The organism is Chitinophaga terrae (ex Kim and Jung 2007) (assembly GCF_900107795.1).
GTDB lineage: Bacteria > Bacteroidota > Bacteroidia > Chitinophagales > Chitinophagaceae > Chitinophaga > Chitinophaga terrae.
Map to the genome: position 1 here is coordinate 1 of NZ_FNRL01000038.1, position 20,668 is coordinate 20,668.

At 47.5% G+C, this 20,668-nt stretch carries 19 protein-coding genes and 1 tRNA gene; 4 read left to right on the top strand and 16 right to left on the bottom strand.

Annotated elements, in window-relative coordinates; genetic code table 11:
• The 4 genes from BLV62_RS28675 to BLV62_RS25765 form a co-directional block, all read right to left on the bottom strand.
• On the bottom strand, positions 1 to 274 hold a 274-nt coding region (locus BLV62_RS28675), incomplete at its 3' end, for an ISAon1 family transposase N-terminal region protein (protein WP_211118338.1).
• Positions 275 to 419: 145 nt separating this feature from the next.
• Positions 420 to 495 (bottom strand) — tRNA-Lys (locus BLV62_RS25755).
• A 62-nt stretch (positions 496 to 557) separates the two neighbouring features.
• Positions 558 to 2,981 (bottom strand): penicillin acylase family protein, encoded by a 2,424-nt coding sequence (locus tag BLV62_RS25760; protein ID WP_089765644.1) that lies wholly within the window; start codon positions 2,979 to 2,981, stop codon positions 558 to 560.
• Positions 2,982 to 3,030: 49 nt separating this feature from the next.
• A complete protein-coding gene (locus BLV62_RS25765; protein WP_089765646.1) occupies positions 3,031 to 4,140 on the bottom strand; it encodes an aminotransferase class I/II-fold pyridoxal phosphate-dependent enzyme in 1,110 nt (369 codons plus the stop codon).
• Between the two features lie 61 nt (positions 4,141 to 4,201).
• Between BLV62_RS25765 and miaE the strand changes: the two genes are divergently transcribed.
• A complete protein-coding gene (gene miaE, locus BLV62_RS25770; protein WP_225889716.1) occupies positions 4,202 to 4,798 on the top strand; it encodes a MiaE family protein in 597 nt (198 codons plus the stop codon).
• Here miaE and BLV62_RS25775 read toward each other — a convergent pair.
• Complete coding sequence (locus BLV62_RS25775; RefSeq protein ID WP_089765650.1) at positions 4,795 to 7,059, bottom strand: patatin-like phospholipase family protein; 2,265 nt, start codon at positions 7,057 to 7,059, stop codon at positions 4,795 to 4,797. The genes miaE and BLV62_RS25775 overlap by 4 nt on opposite strands.
• A 159-nt stretch (positions 7,060 to 7,218) precedes the next feature.
• On the opposite strand from BLV62_RS25775, the gene BLV62_RS25780 reads away from it, so the two are divergent.
• On the top strand, positions 7,219 to 8,712 hold the full coding sequence (locus BLV62_RS25780; RefSeq protein WP_089765652.1) for an MFS transporter: 1,494 nt from the start codon (positions 7,219 to 7,221) through the stop codon (positions 8,710 to 8,712).
• A 55-nt stretch (positions 8,713 to 8,767) separates the two neighbouring features.
• Here BLV62_RS25780 and BLV62_RS25785 read toward each other — a convergent pair whose 3' ends face one another.
• The 9 genes from BLV62_RS25785 to BLV62_RS25830 all read right to left on the bottom strand — a co-directional run bounded on the left by BLV62_RS25785 (position 8,768) and on the right by BLV62_RS25830 (position 15,686).
• On the bottom strand, positions 8,768 to 9,742 hold the full coding sequence (locus BLV62_RS25785) for a GSCFA domain-containing protein (protein WP_089765655.1): 975 nt from the start codon (positions 9,740 to 9,742) through the stop codon (positions 8,768 to 8,770).
• 9 nt (positions 9,743 to 9,751) lie between these two features.
• Positions 9,752 to 10,603 (bottom strand): hydroxymethylglutaryl-CoA lyase, encoded by an 852-nt coding sequence (locus tag BLV62_RS25790; RefSeq protein WP_089765657.1) that lies wholly within the window; start codon positions 10,601 to 10,603, stop codon positions 9,752 to 9,754.
• A gap of 42 nt (positions 10,604 to 10,645) precedes the next feature.
• Positions 10,646 to 11,464: a 23S rRNA (guanosine(2251)-2'-O)-methyltransferase RlmB gene (rlmB, locus tag BLV62_RS25795; protein WP_225889715.1), complete on the bottom strand. Its 819-nt coding sequence runs from the start codon at positions 11,462 to 11,464 to the stop codon at positions 10,646 to 10,648.
• A gap of 20 nt (positions 11,465 to 11,484) precedes the next feature.
• Positions 11,485 to 12,048 carry an NUDIX domain-containing protein gene (locus BLV62_RS25800; protein ID WP_089765659.1) on the bottom strand — a complete coding sequence of 188 codons (564 nt, stop codon included), beginning with the start codon at positions 12,046 to 12,048 and terminating at the stop codon, positions 11,485 to 11,487.
• A gap of 18 nt (positions 12,049 to 12,066) precedes the next feature.
• Positions 12,067 to 12,507, bottom strand: a complete 441-nt coding sequence (locus tag BLV62_RS25805) for a GNAT family N-acetyltransferase (protein WP_089765661.1) — start codon at positions 12,505 to 12,507, stop codon at positions 12,067 to 12,069.
• 106 nt (positions 12,508 to 12,613) lie between these two features.
• Positions 12,614 to 13,408, bottom strand: coding sequence for a DMT family transporter (locus BLV62_RS29105; RefSeq protein ID WP_089765663.1), 795 nt, complete (start codon positions 13,406 to 13,408; stop codon positions 12,614 to 12,616).
• A 110-nt stretch (positions 13,409 to 13,518) separates the two neighbouring features.
• Complete coding sequence (locus BLV62_RS25815; RefSeq protein WP_089765665.1) at positions 13,519 to 14,004, bottom strand: methylated-DNA--[protein]-cysteine S-methyltransferase; 486 nt, start codon at positions 14,002 to 14,004, stop codon at positions 13,519 to 13,521.
• Between the two features lie 7 nt (positions 14,005 to 14,011).
• Positions 14,012 to 14,908: a DNA-3-methyladenine glycosylase family protein gene (locus BLV62_RS25820; protein WP_089765667.1), complete on the bottom strand. Its 897-nt coding sequence runs from the start codon at positions 14,906 to 14,908 to the stop codon at positions 14,012 to 14,014.
• A 337-nt stretch (positions 14,909 to 15,245) separates the two neighbouring features.
• Positions 15,246 to 15,686 (bottom strand): carboxymuconolactone decarboxylase family protein, encoded by a 441-nt coding sequence (locus BLV62_RS25830; protein ID WP_089765672.1) that lies wholly within the window; start codon positions 15,684 to 15,686, stop codon positions 15,246 to 15,248.
• A gap of 98 nt (positions 15,687 to 15,784) precedes the next feature.
• Between BLV62_RS25830 and BLV62_RS25835 the strand changes: the two genes are divergently transcribed.
• Positions 15,785 to 17,212: an aminotransferase-like domain-containing protein gene (locus BLV62_RS25835; RefSeq protein WP_089765674.1), complete on the top strand. Its 1,428-nt coding sequence runs from the start codon at positions 15,785 to 15,787 to the stop codon at positions 17,210 to 17,212.
• A gap of 45 nt (positions 17,213 to 17,257) precedes the next feature.
• Positions 17,258 to 18,691, top strand: coding sequence for an aminotransferase-like domain-containing protein (locus BLV62_RS25840; RefSeq protein ID WP_089765676.1), 1,434 nt, complete (start codon positions 17,258 to 17,260; stop codon positions 18,689 to 18,691).
• A gap of 79 nt (positions 18,692 to 18,770) precedes the next feature.
• On the opposite strand, the gene ltrA is transcribed toward BLV62_RS25840, so the two are convergent.
• Together ltrA and BLV62_RS25850 are read right to left on the bottom strand one after the other, a co-directional pair.
• A complete protein-coding gene (ltrA, locus tag BLV62_RS25845) occupies positions 18,771 to 20,045 on the bottom strand; it encodes a group II intron reverse transcriptase/maturase (RefSeq protein WP_089765677.1) in 1,275 nt (424 codons plus the stop codon).
• A 211-nt stretch (positions 20,046 to 20,256) separates the two neighbouring features.
• Positions 20,257 to 20,439, bottom strand: coding sequence for a hypothetical protein (locus BLV62_RS25850; RefSeq protein WP_089765679.1), 183 nt, complete (start codon positions 20,437 to 20,439; stop codon positions 20,257 to 20,259).
• Positions 20,440 to 20,668 lie beyond the last annotated feature (229 nt).

Genomic DNA, 20,668 nt, shown 5'->3' on the forward strand with positions numbered 1-20,668 from the left:
TTATTATTTGCCCATCCTCCAAAACTTCCCACCGACGGCGCTTTGCATGCAACATGACGCGCTGATTGCGTATGGGAAAATCCTGAATAACAACTTCTGAGAAGAATCCTTTAGAGTGAGCTTTCTTATGTTGATGTTCTACTGGAATGCTATTCTTTTCCTCCAGGTATATGTGAATACCTTCTTTGTCCTGATTTGAATCTATTAAGTCAAAATACTCTAATATTCCCGCTGGTAACAGCAATTCTACAAGTTTGCGAAAGTTCTGATCCACATGCTTTATTGGCTAATCCAATGCAAAAAAACTATTTTTATATTAATCCCCCAATTATTTAACTTGATCCCCTTTCTATGGTAAAAACAGAAAAGCCGCATAAATCCTACGATTCAAACGGCTTTAATTTCCTTTGATATTCTTGTGGTGATCCCGCTGGGACTCGAACCCAGGGCCCATACATTAAAAGTGTATTGCTCTACCAACTGAGCTACGGAATCATTTTTTCGTAATGGGAGTGCAAAGATATTAATTATTTAACACTAACCAAATATTTTTTAAATTATTTTGAAAACACAAGCTTGTAGCGGATTGCAGGGTCATCTGCCTCACTCGAATTAAATATATGCAACTGGTAATATTTGCCCGAAACCCAGTCATTCACACTGTTATCATAAAACGGACTCCCAGGATTACCGCTTTGCCCACCCGGGTATATTCCATACGCTACCGTCTTGTCTGCCATCTCCACCACCATACGCCACGACGGTCCATGCGTCTGCTTCGTCGCATTCACAATATGAGTGCCGCCGCCGGTATTCAGATGCAATGCACTGAAAGCAGGGATGCCGCGGGAAAGATGATTGATATCTGTACCCCTGGCTTTGCCTAACTCGAGCTTGTTCGACTGATTCAATTGCGAAAGCTCTTTCACCGTAGCTGCAAATGCTCCATGCACCAGCGAAGTAAGCGTTTCCCTCTGCGGAGTGTTGATATTGTCTATATATTTTAGCGAACTGTCTTTCAGCAAGAGCTGTAAAGTGACAACAGATTGCGGATATCCGAGGATGGTCGAATCTTTGGGGTGCATCTCATCATACCAGATGGTATCTTCCAGCTTAGCCCAGAACTTGTTGAAAATTGTAGCGCCTTTGCTATCAGGCGTAGCCATGCAATCCCAGGCTGATAATAACTGCCAGTAAGGTTGCTGGGCGGCGGTTAGGGAACTGCTGTCGATATGCCGGCGGATCAAAGGCATGGCGTTGGCGGCAAACAGGTTCATATCATCGTTCTGCAATTGCATCATGTCTTGCGGCGTAATAGCGCTCATGGCCGTTAAACGCTGGTTGATACGTACGCCGCGGTAAACATCATACGTGCCGTAGAGCGCATACGGATAGGTACTGTCTGTAGCCCGCTGGTTGGCTGAACTTACAAATCCTCTTTCTGGATTTTTAATATGCGGCAGCTCTTCATGCGGGATATAGCCCTGCCATGCAAAACTGCTGTCGGTTCCCGGCATGATCCATTTACCCTGGTCTTTCCATCTTAAGGGATATTGGCCATTATGCCAGATAGCAATATCGCCCTGCTTGTCGGCAAACACGAAGTTCTGCGCCGGGCAGGTATATCGTTTTAAAGCATCCTGGTAATCGTCGTAATTCTTTGCTTTATTCAGTAAATAAAATGTAGCGAGTTCGTTGGAAGAATCCAACGCTTTCCAACGCATAGCGAGAAACGACTGGCTGGTTACTTTATCTGGGAAGGTGTTATCGAACATCACAGGACCAAATACTGTGTAGGCAACTGAATCGTAGTATGATGCGCCTCCGCGGACCTTGATCTCTTCCACCCGGATATCCGCCTTCCTGTAACTGCCATTATACAGGTATTCTGATTTCCCGTTCCTGAATTCCATCCTGTAATAATCCTTTACATCCTCTTCTCCATTTGTTACTCCCCAGGCTATATGATCGTTGAAACCGATGATAACGCCGGGCGATCCGGGCAACGAAGCGCCGTAAACATTCATACCTGGCGTATGGATCTGTATTTCGTACCAGAGCGAAGGAAGCGATAAACCCAAGTGCGGATCACTGCACAGGATGGGCGCGCCGGAACGGGTTTTGCTTCCGCCAACAGCCCAGTTATTACTGCCATTATCAGGATCGGGTTGTTCTACTTTGAATTTGAAATAAGCGGCATTCGCAGCAATGATGCTATCTGCAGGACTCAACGCTTTCGCAGTCGGAGCAGCGTACGGAGTGCCCTTAGGAATAATGGGATCTGTAGCGTCTATGAAATCAGGATAGATCTGGTTAAATTCTTTCAACGGGAAAAACCTCCTCGCATTGGTAAATTCCAGGTCCCGGCAATAACCTGCCAGGTCGTTCGCCATATACTTCAACAGCAACGCCGTTTTGATTGGCGTCCATTGCTCCGGCTTATAATCGAGTATTTTATATTCAACAGGGTAAGACGCTGGCGTAAGTGTTGCAATATAGGCGTTGATGCCCGCGGTATAAGAATCTACTGCTGTTTTGATGGCCGGATCTGCATTGATCTCCTTCACTGTTTTTTCTGCGCCGTAGATCATTCCCAGCCGGCGCAACTGCCTGTCGTAAGCGATGAGCTTAGGCCCCAGGATCTCCGATAACCTGCCGGCAGCAGCAAAGGTCTGCAACTCCATCTGCCATAACCTGTCTTTTGCTGTAACATATCCCTGCACGAAATAAGCATCCGCCTCGTTATCAGCAAATATATGCGGCACCATCCTGTCGTCGTACCAGACTTCCGCCTTGCCCCGCAAAGCCGGCAGCTTCACTGATTGCTGGGGAAACTCGCCTACCGGTTCTGCATTCTGCCAAAACCCGGTCTGCGGACTCAGTAAATTTCCCATAGGCGGCACCTGCCCTAGCTTGTGGCTGAAAAGATAGGTAAGCGATAAGGTGATAGCACCGGTGATAACAGCAGGAATGATTCTCATAGTAACAAAACTGATATCTATGAAAATACATTAAATTTCAATTCGGACCTTAAGACGCCAGCACTTTTATAAGCCGGCTTACTTCATCGGCGGTGTTATAGCTGTGAAACACGATCCTTAAACGCTCCCCTCCTTCCGGCACCGTAGGATGCAGGATAGGCCTTACATCCAATCCATCCTGCTGCAGGGCAGCCGCAATGTGGCGGGCATTCTCATTGCCTGGCGTCAATACCGCCTGTATAGGCAACTCGCCCGGTAACAGTTCCTGCTTCGTTACCCCGGTTCGGAACAGGTGTACCAGCTCCCGCAATTGCTTCCGCTCTTCATCCATATATGGGAAATGAGCGTATCCCGCTTCAATAGCCGCCAGAGATGCCGGCGCCAAAGCGGTTGTATAAATAAAGGATCTCGAAAAATTTATGAGGTACTGCCGGAGCGTTTCTGATCCCAATACCACGGCGCCATGACACCCTACCGCTTTCCCGAATGTATGCACCCTGGCAAAACATTTATCTTCCAGGTTAAGCTCCTGCACCAATCCTGCCCCTGCCGGCCCTACCACTCCTGTTGCATGGGCTTCATCTACCACCAGGTTGGCTTTATAATGCCCGCATAGTTCCGCAATTTCCTCCAGGGGCGCCAAATCTCCATCCATCGAGTACACAGATTCCACCGCCACAAAAACGTTTCCAACAGCCTTTTGCAACCGTTTTTCAAGGTCCGCAACATCGTTATGCTTAAACGAAAATGCCTGGGCCGCCGATAGCCGCACGCCATCCCTGATGCTGGCATGTATCAACTGGTCGTAAATAATGGTATCCCCTCTCCTGCCCACACTGGAAAAAAGCCCCAGGTTGGCGTCGTAGCCGGAATTATACAGCAATCCTGCCCGGGCTTTATGAAATGCCGCCAGGTCCTGCTCCATCGACTCCGCCCATTCATAATTCCCGCTCAGCAAACGGGAACCTGTACTTCCATATGCCGGATGCCTTTCCTCCATCAGCGTATGGATATAAGCTCTCACCGCCTCGCTGCGGGCCAGTCCCAGGTAGTCGTTGGAACAAAAGTCTACTTTCCCCCCGGGCAGGCGAAGCTCCCTGTAAGCATCTGCTGATCTCCGCTCCTCCAGCCACTTTAACAGAAATGCATCTTTCTCCATGGTTTTAATTTTTGGCACACACAATTTAAACTTTGCCTTTATCTTCGCAAAAAAAGCGAAAGTGAGCAAAGTTTCCATATTAGGACTAAAATTACCTACTGATCCCCGTTGGGTAGATCTTGCAGCTATTTCCCTGCAGGATATCCTGACAGATCACGCCTACTGTGAGCAAAAGGCTGCCTCTTCAGCCATTTCGTTAATACAGAAGAACCCGGAAAAAACCAAGCTGGTAGAAGCGTTGGCGCCGATCGTAACTGAAGAATGGGGACATTTCCGCCAGGTACTGGCCGAACTCAAAAAACGCGGCCTGCCGCTGGGCAAGCAAAGAAAAGATGATTACGTAAATGCGTTGCTGGAAAACCGCAAGAAAGGCGGCCATCCGGACGATAGCTTCCTGGATGCACTGCTGATCTTCGCCCTCATAGAAGCGCGGAGCTGCGAACGTTTCAGGCTATTGAGCGAAGGATTGGAAGATGAATACCTGAAAGAGTTCTATCGCCGTTTCATGGTATCGGAAGCCGGGCATTACCGCCTCTTCATAGACCTGGCCAACGAATACTTCCCTGAAGAAAAAGTAACCCTGCGCTGGCAGGAATGGCTCAAACTGGAAGCTGAGATCCTGAAAAATATCAAGGTACGGGGCGACAGGATGCACTAAAAATTAAATCCAAGGTTTACATAGAACCTTATCTTCCTGATCTGGTCACTGTACATCATAGTGGCTTCAACAGGGCCCAGGCGACTGCTGTAAGCCGCGCCAAGGCCATAACCGCTCAGGTACATATAACGTTTGCCGCCAAGCGGGGTAGCGTCGTATACGGCCCCGCCCACCCGCGGAATAGCATAGAAATTTCTCACAAATTCATACTGCCAGGCCAGCTGCGCAGCCCCTATCTTCGGCGTGATCACCTCTCCTTCGTATAGCCCTACCAGTGGTACCTGGTTCCGTGTCACCGTATTCATACCTCCAACCACATACCCATTCACCTGCCACTCGTTATAATTCAGGTTGTAGCCGATATTGCCGTCCAATTCCAGCGTCGACTTACGTCCTAAAGGAATATAATATTTCATATTCATCAGCAACCGCTGGTAGTCGTTGAAATTGATGCCTGCACTATCCAGGTCGATAGGCTTATTTTCTGCGGTTACCTTAATGCCCGAATGCTGGTTATAAATGTATCCCGCCTCCAGGTTCAACAACAGCCCGCGGGTAGGAAACTGTTTATGATCCAGCGAATTGACGCCGAACGAAAAGTAGGTGTTCAACTGGTTGGTACTGCCTCTTACTTCCACGAACGGCGAAAACTGCGGCTTGTACTTGATGTACTCCCAGCGGGTACCTGCGCCTACCGACATGTTCCTGCCAACCGTATACTGCACATCCATGTTCACATTGGCGTATTTATTCCTGTAGGTCTGCATTTTATTGAAATCGGCATCGAAAAACGAAAGACCGTTATTCTCGTAATAAGTACTGATACCAAACCCGAATGTCCGGTTGCGACCCAGGTATTTGAAGTATTCGGCTTCCAGCCTCGGGTTTTCGCTGATCGCGGCGCTTACAAAAGAACGGGAGTTAGGTACGATAAAATTCCGCTGGGTAAGGTTAACGATCGCATTAGCGCCGGTGAAGGTATTATAGTTCAAGGCAAACTTTACGTAGGTGAGCGGGTTTTCTTCCGCCTGGATGATCATCTTGCTTTTTCCATACCCTTCCGGCACCAGGTCGTAAGTGATCAGTTTATAGAACCTTGTTCCGTATACATTCAGGATGGCATTGCGCAACTGGGTTGCTGTATAACATTCTCCCGGCTTCAGGTGCAGTCTTTGCAGGAAGAATTTCTTATCCGAATGCACCAGCCCCTGCACTTCAATACTGCTCAATTCTATATCTGTAACAAAAGGCATCCTGTCCTGCCGGAACTCCGTACCGGGATACAGGGCGTTGATAGAATCTGCCAGGTGCTTGAAAACCGGGTACATTTCCCGGCCTTTCCGCTCGCCGATGGCGATGATGGAATCCACGCTGCCAAAGCTGGCGGCCGAATATTCGTTCAGTTCTTTATTGTGCGAAATATAGATATCGCATTCTTTTCTTTCCTGCTTAAAATCGTCTGCATCTTTATAAAATCCAAGCTGGTAAACGATGTCGATAGGCGTAACCAGTTGGTCCGCTTTTCTCAGCCCTGCACTGACGTTGCTGCCTATAACTATATCCGCTCCCATTTCCTTGGCGGTGATAACCGGGAAGTTCCTTACCACGCCCCCGTCTACCAGCTTTTTATCGCCGATCTTTACGGCGGTGAAAATGGAGGGAATGGCCATGCTGGCGCGAAGACTGGTAACGATCTCGCCGCTGTCCAGCGTCACAATTTCGCCGGTCGCGATATCGGTAGCAATACACTTGAAAGGAATATTGAAATCGGAGAAGTTCTTTACATTTTTTGCCGGCCAGCAGAGTTTAGCCAGTTCCAGCCATAGGGCTTCCCCTGAAATTACGCCCGAAGCCAGTTTTGGCTTGCCGTATTCAAAAGGGATCTCGATAATGTATTTATTGAATTCTTTCTTTTCCTCGAATGAAATTTCTGCTAATTCGGGCTGGTTGGAAAATAAACTATTCCAGTGCAGTTTGCGGGCAATTTCGCCGATGGATTTACCCGAATACCCCATCGCATATAGGGCGCCTACTATGCTTCCCATACTGGTTCCGGTCAGGTAATCGATCTTCAGACCTGCACTGTCTATCGCTTCCAGGATGCCTATATGCGCCAGCCCCCTGGCTCCGCCCCCGCTGAGAGTCAACCCTATTTTGGGCCGGCCACCTGCCGTCTGCTGCGCCGTTGCAGTAAAAACCACTGCAACCAGGGCAAACATAGTAAGTATAGCTAATTTCCTGTTGGTAGATATTCGGCCCATCGGTGAGTTAAAAAAATGAATATCTTAAAGATAAGGGTTTATAGAGATTTACGGACACGGCGATTGACTGATTTTTCAGAGAGATGATATTTGTGTTGCTTCCAAATATTTATTATCTTGATCTGCTGCATTATCAACGCGCTATTATAATTAACACGTATGAAAAACTCTACTTCCTTGCAATTACCTCGCAAGCAAAGTACCCCTTCAACACAGAATATCTGGCAGGTGATCCTGGCTTCTTCTGCCGGTACGCTCATTGAATGGTACGACTTCTATATTTTCGGCAGCCTTGCCGCTATTATCGCTGAGAAATTCTTTCCTCCCAGCAACCCTACCCTGGCTTATATCGCCACACTGGCCACTTTTGCCGTAGGATTCATTGTACGGCCATTTGGCGCTATCGTATTTGGCCGGCTTGGGGATATGGTAGGACGAAAATATACCTTCCTCCTCACCCTGATCTTAATGGGAGGTTCCACTTTTGCCATAGGGCTTATCCCCAGCTATCATACCATCGGCGTGTTAGCACCTATACTTGTATTGGTACTGCGGCTCCTGCAGGGCCTTGCACTGGGAGGCGAGTACGGAGGCGCCGCCACTTATGTGGCTGAACATTCGCCCAACCATCGCAGGGGTTATTATACCAGTTTCATACAAACCACTGCTACCCTGGGGCTGTTTGTTTCGCTGGGGGTGATCCTGCTCACCCGCATGTCTATGACGCCCGAAGATTTTAACAACTACGGCTGGCGTATCCCATTCCTGCTTTCTGTTCTGCTGGTGCTGATGTCGTACTACATCCGCATCCGCCTGCACGAATCGCCTTTGTTCGCTCAGATGAAAAAGGAAGGAAAAACCAGTACAAATCCTATTAAAGAAAGTTTTGGAAATAAAGAGAACCTGAAACTGGTGCTTATCGCGTTATTTGGCGCCGCCATGGGACAGGGCGTTGTCTGGTACACCGGCCAGTTCTATGCGTTGTCGTTCCTCCAGAAAACAATGAACATCGAATTCGTACAATCCAATACCATCATTGCTATTGCGTTGTTGCTGGGTACGCCGTTCTTTATTTTCTTCGGTGGCCTTTCAGACAGGATAGGCAGGAAGAAGATCATGCTTACAGGCATGCTGGTAGCAGCGCTTGCCTACTACCCTATTTACGGGGCTATGGACAGGATAGGCAATACCAGCCAGAAAACCGAAGACCAGGCGCTTTACCGGATAGAAAGCAATTCGCATAAAAATGAGAGTGGCGAAATAGTGACCACTACAACCCGCATCCATACCTATACTGATGGCAGTGTATTGAAAGAAACAGGCGACAAAAAAGAGCTGACAGTGAGCCGTATGAACAGCGTATGGCTGGTGCTGCTGATATTTGTACAGGTGATATTCGTAACAATGGTATATGCGCCAATTGCGGCCTTCCTGGTAGAGCTGTTCCCAACCCGCATACGTTATACCTCCATGTCGCTGCCGTACCATATTGGGAACGGGGTGTTCGGAGGCCTGTTGCCTACCATTTCTACCATCCTGGTAGCGAAGAGCGGCAATCACCTGGCGGGACTGATCTATCCTATAGGTATTGCGTTGATTTGTTTTGTAGTAGGATTATTGTATTTGAAAGATAAGAGAGGAGAAGCGTTGTAGAGAGAAGAAAATATTACAGGAAAAGCCAGGTTATGCCTGGCTTTTTTATTGATGATCAATCTTGAAAATAATTGAGGAGTTTTTCCAGTTTTAGTTCGGGATGTTTTTCCATCAGTTGCTTTACCTTCTCTGCATTCCGCTGCCGGAACTGCTTGTGTTGCGTGGTATCCGGGTTGAAAGGCTTATGCTGCGCCGCTTTCAGCAGTTCGGCAATATTACCTAGCAGTTCCTGGCTTGCAGTTGAAATACAATATTTCACCACATGCTCCCATACATATTGAATGGCCTGATCGTTCGGATGTACCAGGTCTTCTTTATAAAACCTGTAATCGCGCAGGTCGTCTATCACCAGCTCATAAGCCGGGAAATAATGTAAACGATTGAATTTATTCACCAGGTGATGCACTGCCTGCAACAGAATAGCTTTACTGAGATTGTTTTCCACTACCCCATCCCTCACATAGCGTACCGGGCTAACGGTGAAGAGTATATTAACTTTCCTGTTCCGGAAGAATAAACGGTGCATGACGTTATCCAACGCTGTCACGATCTCTTCCACGGTCAGCAAACGTTTGCTGAAACCGGCGGCAGGCATTTTATGGCAGTTGCCTACAACCTGGTTATTTTCTTTCAGGGAATAAACATGCGCTGATCCGAAGGTAAGTACCAGCCAGTCGATTTTCTCAATAGCGTTGATGGCTGCGGTTTGCGAAGCATTGATCCGGTCCAGGGCGGCATTAATATCTGCATCGGCATACCTGCTATGGTGCTCCCAGCTTCTCCAGAGGCCCTGGTGTTGAAAGAGGTCGGCTTCTGTATATAGTTTGCCGTCGAGATACCCGGTAATAGCCCTGGTAATACTTAAAGGATTAAATAAAATGCCATTTGGGTTGATGAGGGTAGCGAATTGACTTGCATTCAACCTCTCGCCAATTTCTTCGGCAAAACAGGAGCCCATTAACAATAATTCCTGCCCGTATTCTATTGCGGGAGAAAGTGGTGTGATAGGAAAATTTAAATGGAACTGCATGTAATAAGATTAATTGCGGAACACCATATCTGCCATTTGCCGGGCTTGGAGCAGCGCGGCTTCATCGAGGTTCAATGGTTCGTTCTGCTCTTGGCAGAAAGCGATCATGTTTTCGGTAGCGAGGTTGCCAACCAGTTCGTCTTTAGCCATGGGGCAGCCTCCTATGCCTTTCATGGCGCTGTCGAAACGTTTGCAGCCATTGTTATAGGCGGCCATGATCTTCTCTTTCCAGTTATTGGGGGCCGCATGAAAATGTGCGCCTATTTCGATACCGGGATAGGCCGGCACCAGGTGTTTAAAAAGATTGGCAATGGTAACAGGATCGGCTACCCCAACCGTATCGGCCAGGGAAACGATGCCGATATCCATCTTCACCATCTCTTCTACATATTTCAACACAATTTCGGGGCTGTAAGGTTCGCCGTATGGATTGCCAAATCCCATGGAAATATAGATCACCAGTTCCTTGCGGTTCTTGATGCAGAGTTCCTGCATCGCGTCTACCTGTTCCAGCGATTCGGCTATTGTTTTATTGGTGTTCCTGAGCTGGAAGGTTTCAGATACAGAAAACGGGAATCCCAGGTAGCTGATCTCCTCGAAGGTCACTGCTTCTTCCGCCCCTCTTACATTCGCTACAATAGCCAGCAGTTTGCTGCTGCCGGCAGAAAGATCGAGTTGTCCAACCACTTCCCTGGTATCGGCCATCTGGGGAATGGCTTTGGGTGAAACAAAACTGCCGAAATCGATAGTATCAAATCCTACTTTCAACAATGCATTCAGATAAGCTATTTTCTCTGATGTAGGTATCAGATGGTGCCAACCTTGCATGGCGTCGCGCGGACATTCGATCAATTTAAGCATACCAGGGCTTTTTACACGTTAAAGACAATACTTTTGATATTCTCAGGTCGTACGTTGTTTCAAGGCCTCATATAAGATTATCCCTGCTGCCACGGAAACGTTGAACGATTCGAAATTACCTGCCATAGGGATATGGAACAGCTCATCCGATGCTTTGATGAGCGCCGGGTATACGCCCTTGTCTTCCGATCCCATAATAATAGCTACCGGTTCTTTTAGGTCGCAATCATACAATTTGGAAGAGGCTTCCATTTCGCTGGCCATTACTTTGATCCCGTTCAGGTGAAGGGTATCAATGGCTTTATTCAGGCTGTTGACACGGCATATAGAAATTTTTTCCAATGCGCCGGCGGAAGATTTCATCGCTTCTTCGTTCAGGGCGGCAATACCTTTGTCGGGGATAATGATAGCCTGGGCCCCGCAACACACGGCGCTCCTGGCAATAGCCCCGATGTTCCGTACATCGGTAATACCGTCCAGGATGAGGAATAACGGCGTTTGCCCCTGCTCGGTTACATGCGATATCACATCCTGCAGATCCAGGTAGGCAACATTGCTGATCAATGCGATGCAACCCTGGTGATTAGCCTGGGTAAGTGCATTCAGCTTTTCTACGGGTACGTAGTTGACAGGAATATTGTTTGCCTGGGTTAATTCCCTGATCTGCGGAATAATATCGCCTGTGGCAGTTCTCAGCATATAAATGCGCTCTATGGGCCTGCCGGTTTTCAGGGCTTCCAGGATAGGCTGCCGGCCAATGATCATGGCCGATTGTTTCGGCCGTTGCGTAGCATACTTATTAGGCCGATGCCCCCCTCCTGATTTTCTTTCTCCTTTGAAAGCGTGAGATTTTCTTTCCATGTACCGCAAAGGTAACGGGTTTATTTGTTTAATGCGCCTTCATAGCGCATTAACATCACTTTTTGTATGGCTGCAACGGTGAGGGAATCCGTGATCTCGAATCGGTTAACCATGTCATAAACTTCCAGTAACGGCACTTTTTTGATGGTCAACTGTTCCGTTTCTTCGGGTTCCGGCGCATGCTGCGTCAGGCCGGTAGCCAGGAAAATCACCCCTTCTTCATCGCAAACCGAATTGGAAATATCCATGCGCACAATTTCCTGCCAGTTTTCCGCCACCAGGCCTGCTTCCTCGAGCAATTCCCTTTTGGCAGTTTCCAGCGGCGGTTCGGCAAGCGGACCTCCGCCTTCGGGGATCTCCCAGCTATACCGGTTCAGGGGAAACCTGAACTGGCCAACCAGGTAGATCTGTTCTTCTTCATCCATCGCCACAATACCTATCGCTTTATTCTTAAAATGCACTACTCCATAAATGCCCGGCGTACCTGAAGGATTCAGGCCTTCATGATGCCAGACGCTTATCCAGTTGTTATCATACTTTAATTCCCTCGACTGTATGGTCCAGGGATTCTTGGTTGTATCCATATTCCGTTAAAATGCCTGCTAAATTTTCCTGTAATAGTAGTAAGAAGAAGCGTCTTTTACAAAGCCTTCTTTTTCGTAGAGCGACTGCGCCACTTTATTGGAAGTATAAGTCTGCAACATGAGCCAGGCCGCATCAGTATCTTTGCCCAGCTGATAAGCCGCATCCAGCAACGCTTTTCCCGCGCCTATGCCCCTGTGCTCTTCCAGTACATACAGGTCGTTGAGCAACCAGGCCTTTTTCATACCCAGAGAAGTGAATATAGGAAATAACTGAACGAAGCCTATAATTTCGTCTTTCAGCATCGCTACATAAATAACACTATCTTTTTTTGTGATCCTTTCTGTAACAAAAGCAAGAGCGCCTTTGAAGTCGGGGTCCCGGTCGTAATAACTGCGGTATGCATCAAACAATACTGCTACTTCATTCGTATGCAGCTCCGTTGCCTGGATAACTTCCATAAAAAAACATTTGAGATTCAATTCTATCTCAAGGTAAATTATTTATTTAAACTGGAAAAAAGATGCCCGGAGGTGAAAACCAATGAGCAGTTAATAAAATTCTACCTTAAAATATTTTTATGTTGATGCTTTCATTGCAGCTCTCTGCCTGCTGATCGCGTTGTTTACAAGATATACTCCCCCGATGGTCACCAGCGAGCAAAAGCCCATCAACCAGGTTAGACGCTCGTGCAGGATCATCCATCCCAAAAACACGGCAACAATCGGGTTGATATAAGCATAAATGGCGGCCTGGGCTTGCAATGCCTACCATGATCACGCCGCTGAACAGCATCTGGAAACCTGCGCCAAAGAGGTAATTGACATTCAGCGCCCATTTCGCGGTGAGTATAGAACCTAAAGACCAGAAGATGCAGGAGCCGAACGCGATTAGAATACCAAACTGGAATTGCGGGTTAAAGAGGCTTGACAGGTAGTTATAGAAGATGCCTGCAACGCCTGCAAAACCTATGATCATACCTGCGATCAACTGCCAGGAAAAACGTGTACGTTGTACCAGGAAATAACTTGCGATAGTGATCCAGATGGGAATAGTAGCGGCAATGATGGCGGCCAGGCCGCTGGGAATGTATTTCACCGCCCAGGTCAATAGCCCGTTGCCTCCGCATAACATGAGGGCGCCTATCACAAACAATTTCGATAACACCATTTTTTCAGGTAACCTGTACCCGCGGAGCAGGAAAAAGCCTATCAGTAAAACACCGGCCATTAATTGCCTGATGCCTGCCAGCGTAATGCCATGCATATGTCTTACACCTATGCGGCTGGCCAGGTACGTGGTTCCCCAGAAAATACTTACGATTGCCAATGCGATATACGCATTGTTGTTAGTTCTGCGCATAAAAGTTTCATTAAAGCCCTTCCTTCTGCCGGTAGAATTCAGACTTCAAAATTGAAACTTTTTATGTTCCTAAAACAGATGCAGTTTTGAAAATAACGACCATATCAGATTTACATCAGGCCGGTAAACAGGTCAGCTCTTTCGTGTTCGATCAACCAGCGTTTCCTCCATATCCCGCCGGCGTAGCCTGTAAGCGTACCGTTACTGCCGATCACCCTGTGGCAGGGTACAATAATGGCCAGCCTGTTTTTGCCGTTGGTATTTCCTACCGCTCTTACGCTTTTAGGGTTGTTCACCCGTTTTGCCAGTTGCTGGTAGGAGATGGTCTGGCCAAAAGGGATTTCCTGTAATTGCTTCCAGACCTGTTGCTGAAAATCCGTTCCTTCCTGGTAAAGCGGGAGTTCAAATGTTTTCCGGGTACCGCTGAAATACTCGTACAATTGCTGGGCGCAGTCCAGCAACAACACAGGAGGTTGGGGAAAATCCTCCGGCGCTTCGTCGGTAAATGACACGGCATTGATGAATGAACTGGTACCCGTGATCTTTAGGGCGCCTACCGGGCTGTCTATACGCAAATGATATATTTCCTCTTCCATTGACCTATTATTGGGGTAGTAATGATCTCCATAAATAAAACGTGGCATACGCTGTATGCTCCTTCCATAAACGACTGTACGATTTCAGTTCTGCCATCGAAGGTTTAGACGCCAAATTTAACCTATTTTTGATAGCATTCTGCAACCCCACATCTTCCAGCAAAACAGATTGAGGAAAACGGCGATACTTCATCAATGCATAATTGGCCGACCAGTTCCCGATCCCTTTCAACGCCACCAGGCTTATTCTTGCCGTTTCATAATCCATTTCATCCAGCTGTGGAAGAGATAACTCTCCGCTTACAATACTCCTGGCTGTATTGATCACATACTGCGCCTTGCTTTTCGAAAACTGCATAGGCAACAGTTCTTCCGGCTCCAACGCTGCAACAACCGCCGGTTGCGGGTACAGGTAGTAGTCGCGCCCTTCTACCACTGCATGAAAGCCGAACGCTTTCACAAAACGCTCTCTCAGCGTATACGCAAAACTAAGATTGATCTGTTGCCCGATAATAGCCCAGGTGATCGCCTCAAAAAAATCGGGCATTCCTATCAGCCGCAATCCCCGGTACTGTTGCGCCAATCCTTTCAGCAAAGGGTCTGTTTCCGTAAAATCATAGAACTCATTCAACGAAACATCCAGGTGCAGCCAGCGGGTAATATATCGCTGCAAAGGAAGGATATCTACAGGTTCGGCAGGCGCCAATATTTTTACTGCAAGATGATCTGCTGTTTCACCCATCCTTATTTCAACCACTACCGGCTCTGTACCGGCTACCAGCATGCGGGTGATCTTGTTGTCATGTATATAGTGCAAACACTCTTTCGGCGAACGGCTCAGGAAACACAAACACTCCTCAAACGAAAAGTTGGACGAATCCGTGATGGCTACTTTAAACTCCATATCCTAAAATTACGGGTTTCACGCAAAGGCGCAAAGGAGGCAAAGGGACGTAAGTTTTTTTTAAGGATAATAAGAAAGCAAAGGTTTTTAAGAGAAAATAAGAAAGCAAAGAAGTGACGATAATATGTTGTATACACAATCTCAACTCCTTCTTACCTTTCTTATTTTCTCTTAAAAAAATCTTACGTCCCTTATTTTCTCTTAAAAAAATCTTATGTCCCTTATTTTCTCTTAAAAAAATCTTATGTCCCTTATTTTCTCTCAAAAAATCTTACGTCCCTTATTTCTCTTAAAAAAACCTTACGTCCCTTTGCCTCCTTTGCGCCTTTGCGTGAAACTAATCGCGGGGGAGCGTGCGGGAAGTGACCGCAATACGGTTCCAGGAGTTGATCAGCACTACGGCCATCGTGATTTTCGCGATCTCCTCTTTTGTGAACACTTTCAGTGCGTCGTTGTACACATCGTCTGGTACGTGGGTAGAGCTAACCAGGGTGATGGCTTCTGCCAATGCCAGGGCTGCCCGTTCGCGGTCGGTATAGTATGGCGCCTCTCTCCAGGCTGGCAAGGCGTAGATGCGTTGTTCTGTTTCGCCGAAGTTACGGGCATCCCGTGCATGCATATTCAAACAAAATGCACAACCGTTGATCTGCGATGCGCGGATCTTTATCAGCTCACTTAAAGTGTGGTCTAATCCTAAACTTTTTACGAAGTCGCTCAACCCGCTCATGGCTTCATAGGAGCCAGGAAGCAGTTTGTAGATGTTCATTCTTTCTTCCATTGTGTTGTTTTTTTTATGCTACAAAATAACAACAAAGCAAATAACCAAAACAGATACAGATTTATTGATCTGTAACCATAACAGATTATTTTTGTGGTATGAAGAAGAACAGTGGTTTTAAATATCTTAAACTGGCCGAAAAATTACAGCAACTGATCATTAACGGTACGTATCCTACGGGAGGGAAGCTGCCTTCTGTCAGAACCCTGCACCAGGAACAACATATAAGCATCAGCACGGCGTTACAGGTATATGCTTACCTGGAAAAACAGGGATGGATAGAAGCCAGGGAAAAATCCGGGTACTTTGTAGCCTATTCCAGGTTGCAGAACAGGCGCGCGCTTCCTCCTGTCAGCAATCCCGCTCCTACGGCTGCAGAAGTACAGGTAAATGAGCAACTGGCCAGGTTGAAGTTCTATTCGGGCATGGATGTAGTATCGCTGGTTGGCCCCGCGCCGGACAGCGCTATCCTGCCCGCAGGCAAACTACGAAAGGCGTTATCGGCCGTTGCCAGGACTTACGACGACAGCTATATTCCCTATGGCGATATCCGGGGCTACGAGCCGCTGCGGCAGCAGATATCCAGGCTTTGCCTGAACTGGGGCCGCGCTATTTCGCCCGCCGAGATACTGGTCACCAACGGCGCACTGGAAGCCGCTACTCTTTGCCTCCGGGCCGTTGCAAAACCGGGAGATACCATCGCCATCGAATCGCCCACTTTTTTTGGATTGCTGCTTGCTATCGAAAACCTGGGCATGAAAGCCCTGGAAATCCCTACCGACCCGGTAACCGGCATCCAAGTAGATAAACTGGAAGAAGCTTTCCGGCAGAAAAAAGTACAGGCATGCCTGTTAGTCCCTAATTTCAGCAACCCGCTTGGCAGTTGCATGCCAGATCCGCAAAAGGAGAAACTGGCCAAACTGCTGGCCCGGTACCAGGTACCGCTGATAGAAGACGATGTATACGGCGACCTGCACTTCTCCCCCGACCGCCCCAAAACCATTAAATCGTACGACCTGGAAGGTTGGGTATTATACTGCTCTTCTTTCTCCAAGATCCTGGCCCCGGGCCTGAGACTGGGATGGGTAATAGGCGGCCGTTACCAGGAAAAGATCTCCCAGATCAAATTCATGAACTCCGCCGCTACCAATACCATCACCCAAATGATGGTGCACCGGTTCATGGAACAGCAACGCATAGATCTTCATCTTAAAAACCTGCGTCAAACCCTGAACCTGCAAAATATGCAGATGATCAAGGGGATACAGGAATACTTCCCGAAAGATACGCAACTGACGCAGCCCGGCGGCGGCATCAGCCTGTGGATAGCGCTTCCGCCAAAGGTCGACACCTGGAAGCTCTTTGAACAGGCAGCAGCAGAAAAGATCATTATCACACCCGGGCCTTTGTATTCCAGCCAGCCGCATTATGCCAACTGCCTGCGGCTCACGAATGCAAATCCCTGGACCGACGAGCACGAATGGGCCATCGCTACCCTGGGTAAACTGATCAACACGCAATTATAACAGTTATATTTTTTTGTACTTTTGGGCAGATCAGATTTCAGTGTTATGATAAAAACCGCCGATCATCTGTACCTCCAGGTGGCAGATAATATAGAACAGCTTATAGAGAAGGAAGTGATGAAGATAGGAGAAAAACTTCCTTCTGTGCGTATGTTGAGCAAACAACAAGGCATCAGCCTGAGCACGGCCTTCCAGGCGTACTATCACCTGGAGGCAAAGGGTTTGATTGAGTCGAGACCCAAATCGGGCTACTACATCCGGTTCAACTCTCACCGCATGCCGGCCATTCCCAGTATTTCCAGTCCTGTAAAGAAGTCGTGCGAAGTATCGGTCACCGAAATGGTGATGCAGGTGTTCAACCGTTACCGCGGTACTGCCAATAACCTGGTTGATTTCTCTATCGCCATGCCTCCTGCTACTATTTTACCGGCGGCAAAAATGGCGAAGGCGGTCACCCATGCGCTGAGAACCTTACCTAATTACGGGGTTGGATACGAGCCGCTGCAGGGCAACCTTACCCTGCGTACGCAGATAGGCCGGCTTTCGCTGAGCTGGGGCGCCGCTTATACAGGCGATGATGTGGTAACTGCCAACGGGTGTATGGATGCGCTCACCCTTTCTCTTTCTGCCGTTACAAAACCCGGCGATACCATTGCAATAGAAAGCCCCGCCTACCATGGATCTATGCAACTGGCCGAAGGCCTGGGGTTGAAAGTGCTGGAAATACCCACGCACCCCGTCACCGGCATCGACCTGGCCTACCTGGATAAAGCGATACCCAAACACAAGATCAGGGCCTGTCTTTTTGTAACCAACTTCAACAACCCTATGGGTTTCTGCATGTCAGAACAGAATAAGAAGGAGTTGGTAGATATTATTGTGAAGTATGATATCGCCCTGATAGAAGATGATATCTACGGCGATCTTTATTTCGGCAAACATCGCCCCGTTAACTGCAAAACATTCGATAAGCATGGGCATGTGCTGTTATGCAGCTCCATTTCAAAATCACTGGCGCCCGGCTACCGCGTGGGCTGGACCATTCCCGGCCGCTATAAAGATAAAGTGCTGGCCATCAAACATAATCATTCTATCTCCACTGCTTCCATAACACAAGCGGCAGTGGGGCATTTCCTGGAAATAGGGCGTTACGAGTTCCATCTGAAGAACCTGCGCAAAATGCTGCATACCCAGTGCCTGAGATATTCGCAGGCATTGCAGGAATATTTTCCCGAAGGCACTAAAATTTCCAGGCCAGAAGGAGGATGTGTGCTTTGGATAGAGCTGCCGGAGTCTGTCAATACCTTTGAACTGTTCCAGCAGGCATTAAAGCACCAGATCACTTTCTGCCCGGGACGCATCTTCTCTTTGCAGAATAAATACAACAACTGCCTGCGCATCAGTTTCGGAACACCTTATAACAAACAAGTGGATGATGCGTTAAGAACACTGGGAAAACTGGTCCGTAAAATGAGTTAAATCGAGTAGGAAGTGAGGGATTATTTCCCTCACTGTCCTCTCACACCACTGTACGTACCGTTCGGTATACAGCGGTTTGTCAGAATAACTTAGTTTGATGTGTTGTTTTCCAATAATAGTAATTGTGGAACCCTATGTAACCCCGGCGCAGGAAGTAATCTCTATTTAACGTTGTTAGCAGTACCTTACTATTAGCCATTCGACAATAACCCTTGTTACTGTTACTCCACATCCTTGCCTGTTTCTTTCCTACTCCCAGTTTAATAAGATTCTTTTGTCTGGCCCCCGGATGTTTCCATTGTTTCCATATACGCATTCGCAGTCGCGTCTGCACAAGGGCGTCCAGTCTGATCATTATTGACTTGGCCTGCCCCAGCCTAAAGTATTCAACCCAGCCTCTTATTACTGTTTGTAGCTTATTTATGATCTCGTTAAGCGGTTGTGTGGATTTACGCATAGTCAGCCCTCTTACTTTCGCTTTCATCCGCTTTACAGCGGTAGTGCTGATTCGGGTAATCCAGCCCCCCTTTCTTCGATAAAAACTAAACCCTAATAACTCACTGGCTGCTCCATAGCTCACTTTGGTCTTCTCCTTATTTACTTTCAGCTTTAGTTCCTGTTCTATATAGACAGTTACCTTAGACATTACCCGTTCTGCCGCTTTACGACTACTAACGTATATACTGCAATCGTCTGCATAGCGGATAAAGCTATGACCGCGCATTTCTAATACGGTGTCTAGCTCGTGTAGTAAAATATTAGAAAGCAAGGGACTTAATGGTGAACCCTGCGGCGTTCCTGACAGGCGTGGACTGACTACCCCTCCCTCCATAATCCCATTTCCCAGGTAGGTACGTAGTAAACCTAATACCCGTTTATCTGCTATCCGACGCGATAATAAACTTATCAGCTTATCATGGTTGACCCGGTCAAAGAATTTTTCCAGGTCCAGTTCTACTACCCATACTTTTCCCGCATTCAGATATTCTCTGGCTTGCACTACGGCCTGGTGAGCGCTGTGGGCCTTTCGGAACCCATAACTGTTTTTGGAGAAAGAGGAATCGTACTTAGGAGACAGCCATTGAGATATGGCCTGTTGAATAACCCGGTCGATTACGGTAGGGATTCCAAGCATTCGTTTACCCCCTCCTGCCTTCGGTATTTCTACCTTCAGTACCGGATGGGGTTTGTAATGCCCCTGTAAAATATCAGACTTCAGGCGGGGCCAGGCCGTATTGAGAAAGTCGCGAAGTTCATCGGTCTGCATTCCGTCAACCCCGGCTGCCCCCTTATTACTAACTACCTGTTTATGGGCCTTTGTGATATTTCTGAAGTCTAATATTTCTTCAAGCATATTACTCTAAAAAAAAAACTAATATCCGGTATTGTCTTCATCAAATCGAATAACGCTGCTCAACACCTGTTTGTATGACCTTCCGCTTCCGGCTTCCAGCCCAATACAGCAGTTCTCTTACGGGTTTCGGTTGTAAACGCTTTGTTATGTATATGATCATCCTTTACCATTCTGACATTCAGCCCTTCGATTTATCTGTGAGACCTCCATCTTACTCCTTGTACTTCGGGTAGATGGCTCGTTGCTGATCTACTATGGCGTCTGCTGACTTCCTGTAAAAAAAAACAGGATCTCCCAGGGTAAGTGTAACGCTTTCCATCCATCTAGCCGCTGCATTTACGTTGTTATAATCTGTGCAGTATAGGGCTTTTGTTTCTTTAGCAACATTACCCATATAACCCCGCCTTATATGCAGTTTCTGTTCGTCGGCCCGGATTTTTGCCGCCAGCTTCCTTCAGATTCCATCTTACGATGGACACCCTTGCTTTTGGCTAATGCTTCCTACTGCAAAGTGCATTCGGGACTTTCACCCTAGAGCTATTACTACATGCCTGGCACACTAAAAAAGCCGGGATAAGAATATCCCGGCGTGTTTAACCTACAACTGTAATATCAATTTCTTT